Source organism: Kitasatospora sp. NPDC001175, assembly GCF_053598215.1.
In genome coordinates this window covers 1-8,548 of record NZ_JBSFJU010000138.1, presented here as the reverse complement: position 1 = coordinate 8,548, position 8,548 = coordinate 1, and the positions used below count along the sequence as shown (strand labels likewise).

Below are 8,548 nucleotides of genomic sequence, written 5' to 3'. Positions count from 1 at the left end.
CGCCAACCACGCGACGGCCGAACAAGTGAACCTGAAACCCCGCCAACCCCTTCTGACCAGCTGATCAGCACCTCCCGCACGCCGGGGGAAGCTCAGGGCGGCCGGGGTGAGGATGGCGGTCGGGGCGGTGACGATGGCGGCGGCACGGCGCCACCCGGTCATGGTGATCACGGCCTACACGTACCGAGGCAGCGCCGGAGGCCGTCGGCGCCTGGCTGCGGGGGTTACTGCTGCTGGTCGTGGAACCGCTGTACCTGCTCGATCACCAGCGCGAGCTCGTTTGGCGTGGGGCGTGGCCCCAGGACGAGTGGCAGGTACGAGGCCAGCGCGTCGAGCGTGTCGTGCAGTTCCCGCAGAGCCGTCTCGTAGGCCCTGCGGCGCCGGCACTCCTCGATCCACTCCTCCGGGGCTTGCGGGCGCCGGTCCTCGCGGGCGGTTTCGAGGAAGTCGAAGGGCGCCCAGCGCTCCATGGCCAGTTGGGCCGCGCGGACGACCGCGTTGGCCGGCGCCGTCACCAAGCCTGGCATCACCGCTGTGGTCGGCTGTCCGGGCTCCCACAGCAGCCCGCGCTGGCTCAGCGCGTTGACCAGGGCGCGGTAGCGGGCGTCGGGCGGTCGCGGGTGTTCGCGAGGAGCGGGAGGTTCGCCTCCCGGTCGGGACGATAGTCGGTCAGGTCGATCCAGCGCCATCCCGGGTTGGGGCCGAACATCCGGTCGCCGATGAACTGCTCCAGCTCCGCCATCACCGCGAGCAGTGCCGTGTGCGCCTCGTGCAGGGCGGAGTCGACGATGTCGCGCCGCACCCGCCTGCAGGCCCACTGGAACGCCTCGACGACGGTGATGTGGATCGGGAAGTGCTCTGGGGCACGCAGTAGAGCCAGCCAGTGTTCCCGGTAGGGGAGCGCGGCCAGGACGCGGCCGGCCTTGGCGGCGTCGCCCAGCGAGACGATGTTCTTCTCGGGCACGGCGACCCTGGTACTGCCGCCGCCCGCTGTGTCCTTGCCGCCGCCGCTGCCGTTGTCGGCTGCGCTCCCGCGACCGTCGCCGCCGTTGTCGCGCTGACCGCCCCGCGTCCCACTGTTGCGTCCGCCGCCAGCGCCGTCGAGCCGGGCGACGCCCATGCCCTGACGCCGTTCGCGCGCGGCCAGTTGCCGCCGCTGCTCCCACTCTTGCGCGCTCCTGCGCCGCCAGCCCTGGTTCCGCTTCTCCGCCAAGGGCTCCAGCATCTCGACCAGGACGCGGAACACGGCAGGGTCGGACGGTACGGACCTGCCGTTGAACCAGTCGCTCAGCGACGTCTTCGGAAACGTCACCGACCGGCTCTTTTCGCCGATCCTGATGATCTCCTTCAGAGAGAGACTCGAGGCCTTCAGCAAGGCCTTCAGCTCCCACGCGAACTCCTCCGCCACGCCCCCCACTGCACCGCCCCCTCGTCCGGTCCGAACACCTGCCGAACCCTAGCCGAACCCTCTTCTACCAGGACGGCCATCCCGTTCGGCACCGCACCGGCTCGCCGGACCCCGCCCCGAACCACTGCAGTGCTCCTCGACCGCCCGGCACCATGCCGGACCGACCCGAGGAGCACCTGGATGAACAACCACCACGGCCCCGTCCTGCGCACCCTGCGCGACGTTGCCCACCACCCGGCCGCCACAACCGCGCTGCACCTGCTGCTTACCGCCGCAGCCGACACCACCGTCCGTGTCCTCCTGGACACCCTGCTGCGCTCCTGAACCCCACGTCGATGGTCTCGCTCTGGGTGGGGCCGAGCTCGGCAGTGCCTGCGAACTAACGTCGCACGGCCGGGTACCGCCCGGAACCGCCGGACCACAGGCATAGTGCCGACGGTGCAAGCGAGCTCGGCAGCGGGGTCGGCATTTTGGCGCCGTCGAGGTGGCGCTCGGGTACAAGGGTGAGGTCAAGCGGACCGTGCACCTTGTTGCGGGCGCGGGTTCGAGTATGGCCGACGTCGCGCAGCAGTTGGCCTCCACCACGGTGGTGGAGGCCAACTGGGTATCAGACGGCGACGCCGCCCGATACCCAGCCAGATGGAATCGGATCAGGTGATGCTTCCCAGCCCGACATGGGCCATGTGCCAGATCTCCCGGCAACCTTGATGCCGTAGAAGACGGCTGTCACGAGCACCGCGCACCCGGCCGAGGTCCACGACGCCGGCGAGGCCGTGAAGGCGGAGGCCGACGCCGAGATCGAGGCCTGCTCCTTCCGGACGATCTGGCGGGTTCTGCGCGCGCTCGCGGCGCACGACGCCCGGGTGGTCGGCCGGATCACCGAGCGGCGCAGGCCTGCGCCGCCGCAGCCAGGTACCCGCCGGAGCCGTTCTGCCCGAAGACCCGGAAGTTGTTGCCGGTCAGCTCGGCGTTGTCGGTCCAGGCGCGGAGCCAGTCGGTGGGGTCCTCGGCGGAGAGGAAGGCGTCGAAGGACTCGAAGTCGATGCCCTCACCGCCGTCGTAGTCGAACGGCACCGCCAGCGTAACGGCCAGTGCGGTGGGGAACCGTCGATCATCGGTAGCTGTCTCGCGCAGAACCTACCCGGACCGCGTCGGTGGTGGGCCGTAGGGTGCGGAGAGTGACGACTTCCGATGCGTATGCCGGCGTGCCTGTGTCCGATGTTCTGCCGGATCCGTGGGTGGTGGTGCGGGGGCACGGACTGGTCGTCGCTGGGCACGGGGTTCGGGACGGGTGAGGAACTGCCTGGGGTGCTGGCCCGGTTGCTCGGACCGGACCTGACGGTGAAGGAGGCCGTGCGGGCTCTCTGTGACCTTGAGCCGGTGCGGCACGGCTTCCGGCTGTACGAGGCGACCGCGCCGGCGGCCTTGTGCGTCGCGGCTGTCCTGGCCCGCCGCACGCAGCAGCGCCCCGGGGCGGCGGGCATGGTCTACGCGCAGTTGCTGGGATGGCTGGCCAGTGTTGCCCGTGACTTCGACACTGCTTGCACGGAGGCTGGCCAGCGGTACTACGACAAGGACTTCCTTGAAGGCTGCCCGGTGATTGCCGCCGTGCATGCTCTGAAGCCGCTGCTGTGCCCCGTTCCTCGACGATCCCGATGCCGACGTCGCCGAGACGGAGCTGTCCGGCGCCCTGGTGTTCGCTGAAAGGCGGGTCCCCCGGGTTCCTGCCCGGCACGGTCGATGAAGCCAGCCAGGCTCCACCTGCCCCTCCACCTGCCCCTGGCCCTACTACCGAGCCCGCCGCGCCGGCCGTGCCCGTCGGCAGCTCCGCTGCGGGGGTGTCGTTGGGGGTGCGGTTGTACGTTCCCGGCGCTCACGTGGTCGCGACACGCCAGCTGGGCGAGGTGACGGAGGCGCTCGCGCACACGGTCGCCGCGCGGGAGATCGCGTGCGTCTACGGGGATGCGGGGCAGGGCAAGACGGCCGCGGTCCACCAGGCCCTTGGCCTGCTGCCGCGCCGTCTGCCTGTCCGCCAAGCGCAGGTGGCGGTGAAGCCGGCCCTGCCGCAGCTGCGCGCCGCGCTGTGACCGCCTTCGGCCTGCCGGCGACCGCGCTGACGAACCGCACGGATGCGGCCGACCGCGCGCTCATCGACGCCTTCAGGTCCCCGGGTGTGGTGCTGATCGACGACGTCCAGCGCATCGCCGCTCCCGAACTCGACTACCTGCGCCTGCTGGCCGACGCCCCGACCACGCAGACCTCGCTGGTGCTGTGTGGGGCCGGTGCCGAGCGCACTCTGGCCCGAGCCCCGACCTTGGCTTCACGGGTGCTGACCTGGCAGCACGTCCCCCGCCTGGAGGCCTCCCAGGTGCCCGCCGTGCTGCGCCTGTTCCATCCGCTGTGGCATACCGCGGTCGACGCCGATCTGCTGCACGTGGACGAGACCTGTGCGCGGGGGAACTTCCGGACCTGGGCAAAGATCACTTCCCACGCCTACGCGGCGCTGGACCAGCGCCCCGGCACCGGTGCCGATGGCGCGCTGCTCTCCAGGGCGTGCTCCCGGCTCGGCCCCAACCTCTGACCCCGCTACCCCGGTCGCTGCGCCGGCCGCCACCGCGCTGCCGTGCCGACTGCCACCGCATGCGGAAAGGACACAGGTGAACATCCCGACCCACGACGCCGCCGCCACCGTCGTGGCGCCTGCGCTGGCCGAGGCCGAGCTCGCCCTTGACACTGTGTCGTTGAATGCCCTGCGCGGACCGGCTGTGCGCCGTCTGCTCGCCCTGCGCGCCGAGCACCAACTCACCCGCGCGCACGTCCACACCACGGCGCAGTGCCTGGCGGTCTCCGACCGGACGGTGTGGCGGTGGCTGGCCGAGGCCACCGTCGCACCGGAGACCGCCGAACGCCCCGGAGCGCGGGACAGCGACCGGTTCGAGATCACGCCGCAGATCCGGGTGCTGCTCGCGTACTGGCGCGGCAACGCTTCCGCGGTCCACCGCGAGCTCCTCGCCCGCGCCGACCTCGCCATCGCGGCGTGATCCGCGACCGGGCGTCGGCCGTCACCGTCACCGTGCGGGAGCTCACCTACCGGGCGGGCATACGCCTCGTTGCCCCGGTCGGTCAGAGCGAGCGCGCCTCCGCAGCGGCCACGACGCCAGGCGCGGGATCGACCTGACGCTTGGTCTGGCAGGTTCGCGAGCCCGGTCGGCAAGGGTCAGCTCTGCCTGCGGTTGCCGGATGGGCGGGCGGTGTCGAGGGCGTCGCGCAGGGCGTACAGGTCGGCGATGGTTGCCAGCTCGGCGAAGCGGGCCAGCAGTCGGCGGACGGTGCGGTCGTCACCGTCGTGCACGGCCTCGGTGATCGCCTCGATCAAGGCCGTCTGCTCGTCCCGGACCGTCTCCGGTGCCACGGAAGCCGGGTGTCCCACTGCCGCCTCCCTGCGCGGTGCCGCTCGCTGTTTCGGGCGCGAGGCGGCGGCTCGGGGGGTTGCCGCCTCGCGCAGCGGAAGACTACCTCCCTTCTTGCCTCCGCAAAATCTATGCTCGCCGGAGTAGACATTGCTCGCGGGCGGGTCTAATGTTTCTCTTGTAGACAGCAGTCGGCGATACCGGCCAGACACGAACTGGCCGGGGTTGTTGGACAGAAGTTCGCAGTTCGGTCCGGCAGTGGAGTTCCGAAGCCAGGCAGTTGCAGGACGGCGACGGGACTGGCTGCCGGACCGGGCGGCCCGCAGGCATCAGGGGCCGCCACCAGCAGTACCAGTAGTACGCAGTTCAGTGAGTGCAGTACCGGCAGTCGCTAGACAGGCAAGACCTCGGCAAAGGCGCCCAGACTGCGGGCGCGCGTGCCGAGGGGTCCGGGCAGTGGGGTTCCAGGCCAGCGCGGTGCAGGACGGCCGGCGGGGCTGGCTGCCGGACCAGGTGGGCCGTCACGGCCACCGACCAGCAGTACGCAGTTCAGCAGGTGCAGTACCAGCAGTACGAAAGTGACAGTTCAGTACAGAGGATGAACGGAGGGCGCAAGCGCCATCAGGATCGCCCGGCCCGTGAGGTAGCTGTTTTTCGTCCGGGCGGACACCGCAGACCTCCCTCAAGGACTGAAGGACGGTGGTTTCCGGTCACGCATACGCGATCCCCGCACACCCCATCCCCCGGGGCAGTGCGGAAGTAACAGGACCGGCCCCAGGCCGGTAGATGGTGTTGTTCCCCTTCGGGGCCCCGGAGCCGACACGGCGCCGGGGCCCCTCGACGCGTTCTCCCCGAGAACCAGAGAGGTGCAGTGACTACCACGGCCAGCTCCGACACACCCGACAAACTCGACGACGACGACTACCCCGCCTACACCATGGGCCGCGCCGCCGAGATGACCGGCACCACCCCCGGCTTCCTGCGAGCCCTCGGCGAACACCGCCTCATCACCCCCCTGCGCTCCGACGGCGGCCACCGCCGCTACTCCCGCTACCAACTACGCATCGCCATGCGCGCCCGCGACCTCGTCGACCAGGGCACCCCCATCGAAGCCGCCTGCCGCATCGTCATCCTCGAAGACCAACTCGAGGAAGCCCTGCGCCTCAATGAACAACTCCGTCGCTCCCAGCGCGCCCAGGAGCCCACCGCGGACACCTGACCGGCAATCTGGCCTACAGCCGCGGGCGAAACCGGCACGGTCAAGTCCTGGGCAACCGAGATGAAGTTCCCGCTGCCGGGCGAGCGCGGCCAGACCCCTGTCGAAGGCGCTCGGATTCCCGGCACCGGACTTCCGCTCGCTCGCGGTGCCCTACGCCCGGCGACGCCGTGGGCGGCAACGGGCACCGCGCACCGGCCCGCCTTCGGGCCGCCCCTGAGCGAAGCCCGCAACGCGGCTGCCGAGATGATCTGCCACACCTTCGAGGCCCTGCTGGAGCTGGCCCCTCAGCCCCAGCTGACCGCTGAGCTCGACCCCAACGCCGTCCAGGAGCTACGCCGCTGACAGAGCAAGATGGTCAAGCTGGCCGCCGCCACCGGCCGCTACCCGCTCGCGGTGGCCACCGACTGCGTCGTCTACCCGGCCGTCGGCCCCTCCCCGCTCGACGTCCTGCCCTACGGCCCGGACGGCAAGCCCGCCGTCATCCTCGGCCCGAACGGCAAGCCGATCACCGGCCTGCCCCGCCTCGGCGTCTCCCCCGGCCACGTCAAGCACGAGGGCTCCAAGCCCCTCGCGGAGGTGCTGGAGCTGATGGCTGACGGCGTGAACCCCGGCCGCCACGTCAAGGGCAACACCGTCGCCGACGACCAGTAGCCCGCCCCGGCCGGGCCGGTACTCGAGTACCGGCCCGGTCTCGCCCACCACCACGACCGCCAGCAGTGGCCGCCCGCCCGGCGGCAGGGAAGGAACACCACCGTGAGCCGCGAGTTCGACGAAGGCCTGGAGCGTGCCGAGCGCACCCGCCCGATCCCGCAGTCCACCGCCGCCCGGATGCGGTTCCTGCTCAAGGGCGCCAAGGGCTCCACCAAGAAGCTCGCCCTGGACCTCGGCGTCAGCCAGCGCACCGTCCAGCGCTGGCTCAAGGGCCAGGGCAACCCGAAGCCCGCCGCCGCCAAGCAGATCGAGACCAAGGTCCGCGCCACGTGGTAGCCCAAGGTCAAGGAGCGCGTACGGCGGGCCGCCGAGCAGAACGGCTTCACCCTCCACCTGTCCGCCACGTTCGGCTACAGCGCCGCCGGCGGCAGCACCGACGACCCCCGCCCGCGCATCATCAGCCAGAAACTGCCCGGCGACGTCGCCCGCCGCCTGTACGCGGCCCACGACGCCGGAGCCAGCCAGGCCGACCAGGAGCAGATCATCGCCGACGCCCTCGGCGAGCACTACTTCCGCCAGGGCGGCCGGGCCCGCGGCCTCGACGCCGAGGTCAACTCGGTCGAATGGATGGACATCGAGCTGTGAACCCGGCACCCCGATCCCAGGAGACCACGTGAGCGCCGAGTACCTGATCGACGGCCAGCCCGTGTACGCGCCGGCCTTCGGCCGTCCCGGCGGGGTGCTGCACCGGGCCGTCGTCCAGGGCCGCAGCACAGTGCCGTGGGCAGGGTGCTGCCAGGCGCACCGTCTCGACGAGGACCGGCTGCTGTTCGCCGACGAGATCGGCACCGGCCGGCTCTGCGCCCCGACCGGCTGCACCGGCAGACCGAACCGGGGACGCGGCGGCCCGCCAACGCACCGCTGACAGCCTCCGCACAGCTTCATGTCGCCAAAAACACCCGTCCCGACCGCCCAGAGCGGCCGGGACTTTCTATTTTCGCCGCCCTACGCGTGAATTCACGGTCGAAATACGAAAGGACCCGAATCGAGCGAGTAGCACCACTACACCGGCGAGCACGGCCAGCCGCCCCCGCCGGCGCCCATCCTCCAGGATCTGATGAGCGGCGAGCCGATGATCCCGGCCGCCGCCGTCACCGCCCTGCCCCGCACCACCGTCGCCGGCCAGGACGGCCCCGCCTGCTGACCACCCGATCTCTGTCCGCAGCCACGGCGACCGAAGATCCACCAGTGGGCCGGGAGCAGCCCGGCCCGCGACGCGACGGAGGGGAAGCCCACGATGCCCGAGATCTTCAAGGAGAGCGGCAGGAACCTGCCGCACCACGAGTACATCACGCAGGTCGTCACCGCACTGGAGGCATCGGGCGCGACCCCGATGTCTGGTGGCTGGAGGAAGGCCCCGCCGACGGCCCCGCTCTGCAGGCGATGCTGGGCTGGGGCGCCGGGAACCACGACCGCCAGGGCGATCCTGACGCCCCCGACGCCGACCTGGTGCTCACCGTGAACTGGGACAGCACCGACGGCTGGTCGTACGGCTGGGACAACGAATCCATTCCCGACGGCTCCGGCGCGCTGGTGGCGCTGGGCGTGCCCGCCGACTCCGACCCCGCCATCCTGGCCAGGGTCCTGGAGCACGTGATGGACGACGAGAACGACCCGGCCCGATGGGAAGGGGCCGACCGACTGTATGAAGCAGTCCTCCAGATTTGGCAGGGCGACAGCTGAAGCCGCCGCCCTCGGCAACGGGTGAGCTTCCCCCGGCGTGCGGGAGGTGCTGATCAGCTGGTCAGAAGGGGTTGGCGGGGTTTCAGGTTCACTTGTTCGGCCGTCGCGTGGTTGGCG

The 8,548-nt window shown here is 71.0% G+C and carries 15 protein-coding genes and 1 pseudogene; 12 read left to right on the top strand and 4 right to left on the bottom strand.

Translation table 11 applies throughout. The annotated features are described in order from the left end of the window. Positions 1-224: 224 nt before the first annotated feature. Positions 225-527 carry a hypothetical protein gene (locus ACWDAK_RS39960; protein ID WP_344641015.1) on the bottom strand — a complete coding sequence of 101 codons (303 nt, stop codon included), beginning with the start codon at positions 525-527 and terminating at the stop codon, positions 225-227. Between the two features lie 47 nt (positions 528-574). Next, a complete protein-coding gene (locus ACWDAK_RS39955; protein WP_427396207.1) occupies positions 575-1,408 on the bottom strand; it encodes a hypothetical protein in 834 nt (277 codons plus the stop codon). Positions 1,409-1,588: 180 nt separating this feature from the next. Between ACWDAK_RS39955 and ACWDAK_RS39950 the strand changes: the two genes are divergently transcribed. Then, positions 1,589-1,732: a hypothetical protein gene (locus tag ACWDAK_RS39950; RefSeq protein WP_344641017.1), complete on the top strand. Its 144-nt coding sequence runs from the start codon at positions 1,589-1,591 to the stop codon at positions 1,730-1,732. Positions 1,733-2,284: 552 nt separating this feature from the next. Here ACWDAK_RS39950 and ACWDAK_RS39945 read toward each other — a convergent pair. Beyond that, the gene (locus ACWDAK_RS39945) at positions 2,285-2,482 is read right to left on the bottom strand and encodes a hypothetical protein (protein WP_427396208.1); all 198 of its coding nucleotides are present in this window, start codon (positions 2,480-2,482) and stop codon (positions 2,285-2,287) included. A gap of 234 nt (positions 2,483-2,716) precedes the next feature. On the opposite strand from ACWDAK_RS39945, the gene ACWDAK_RS39940 reads away from it, so the two are divergent. The 4 genes from ACWDAK_RS39940 to ACWDAK_RS39925 all read left to right on the top strand — a co-directional run bounded on the left by ACWDAK_RS39940 (position 2,717) and on the right by ACWDAK_RS39925 (position 4,449). Next, entirely contained in the window at positions 2,717-3,112 is a 396-nt protein-coding gene (locus ACWDAK_RS39940; protein WP_427396209.1) for a hypothetical protein, read from the top strand. Between the two features lie 146 nt (positions 3,113-3,258). Beyond that, positions 3,259-3,495, top strand: a complete 237-nt coding sequence (locus tag ACWDAK_RS39935) for a hypothetical protein (RefSeq protein WP_344641020.1) — start codon at positions 3,259-3,261, stop codon at positions 3,493-3,495. After that, positions 3,492-3,989 (top strand): P-loop NTPase family protein, encoded by a 498-nt coding sequence (locus ACWDAK_RS39930; RefSeq protein ID WP_344641021.1) that lies wholly within the window; start codon positions 3,492-3,494, stop codon positions 3,987-3,989. Before ACWDAK_RS39935 ends, ACWDAK_RS39930 begins: the two co-directional genes overlap by 4 nt. A gap of 76 nt (positions 3,990-4,065) precedes the next feature. After that, positions 4,066-4,449, top strand: a complete 384-nt coding sequence (locus ACWDAK_RS39925; protein WP_427396210.1) for a hypothetical protein — start codon at positions 4,066-4,068, stop codon at positions 4,447-4,449. A 176-nt stretch (positions 4,450-4,625) separates the two neighbouring features. On the opposite strand, the gene ACWDAK_RS39920 is transcribed toward ACWDAK_RS39925, so the two are convergent. Then, positions 4,626-4,838, bottom strand: coding sequence for a hypothetical protein (locus ACWDAK_RS39920; protein WP_344641023.1), 213 nt, complete (start codon positions 4,836-4,838; stop codon positions 4,626-4,628). A gap of 917 nt (positions 4,839-5,755) precedes the next feature. On the opposite strand from ACWDAK_RS39920, the gene ACWDAK_RS39915 reads away from it, so the two are divergent. The 7 genes and pseudogenes from ACWDAK_RS39915 to ACWDAK_RS39885 all read left to right on the top strand — a co-directional run bounded on the left by ACWDAK_RS39915 (position 5,756) and on the right by ACWDAK_RS39885 (position 8,431). Continuing rightward, entirely contained in the window at positions 5,756-6,037 is a 282-nt protein-coding gene (locus ACWDAK_RS39915; RefSeq protein ID WP_344641030.1) for a helix-turn-helix domain-containing protein, read from the top strand. Positions 6,038-6,097: 60 nt separating this feature from the next. After that, positions 6,098-6,379, top strand: coding sequence for a hypothetical protein (locus ACWDAK_RS39910; RefSeq protein WP_427396211.1), 282 nt, complete (start codon positions 6,098-6,100; stop codon positions 6,377-6,379). Positions 6,380-6,388: 9 nt separating this feature from the next. Next, positions 6,389-6,688 (top strand): hypothetical protein, encoded by a 300-nt coding sequence (locus ACWDAK_RS39905; protein ID WP_427396212.1) that lies wholly within the window; start codon positions 6,389-6,391, stop codon positions 6,686-6,688. Between the two features lie 102 nt (positions 6,689-6,790). Further along, positions 6,791-7,024: a helix-turn-helix domain-containing protein gene (locus tag ACWDAK_RS39900; RefSeq protein WP_427396213.1), complete on the top strand. Its 234-nt coding sequence runs from the start codon at positions 6,791-6,793 to the stop codon at positions 7,022-7,024. A gap of 12 nt (positions 7,025-7,036) precedes the next feature. Next, a pseudogene (gene tpg / locus ACWDAK_RS39895) lies at positions 7,037-7,333 on the top strand (telomere-protecting terminal protein Tpg); the annotation flags it as partial. Between the two features lie 28 nt (positions 7,334-7,361). Continuing rightward, entirely contained in the window at positions 7,362-7,613 is a 252-nt protein-coding gene (locus ACWDAK_RS39890; RefSeq protein ID WP_427396214.1) for a hypothetical protein, read from the top strand. Positions 7,614-8,131: 518 nt separating this feature from the next. Further along, the gene (locus tag ACWDAK_RS39885; protein ID WP_344641027.1) at positions 8,132-8,431 is read left to right on the top strand and encodes a hypothetical protein; all 300 of its coding nucleotides are present in this window, start codon (positions 8,132-8,134) and stop codon (positions 8,429-8,431) included. Positions 8,432-8,548: the final 117 nt, after the last annotated feature.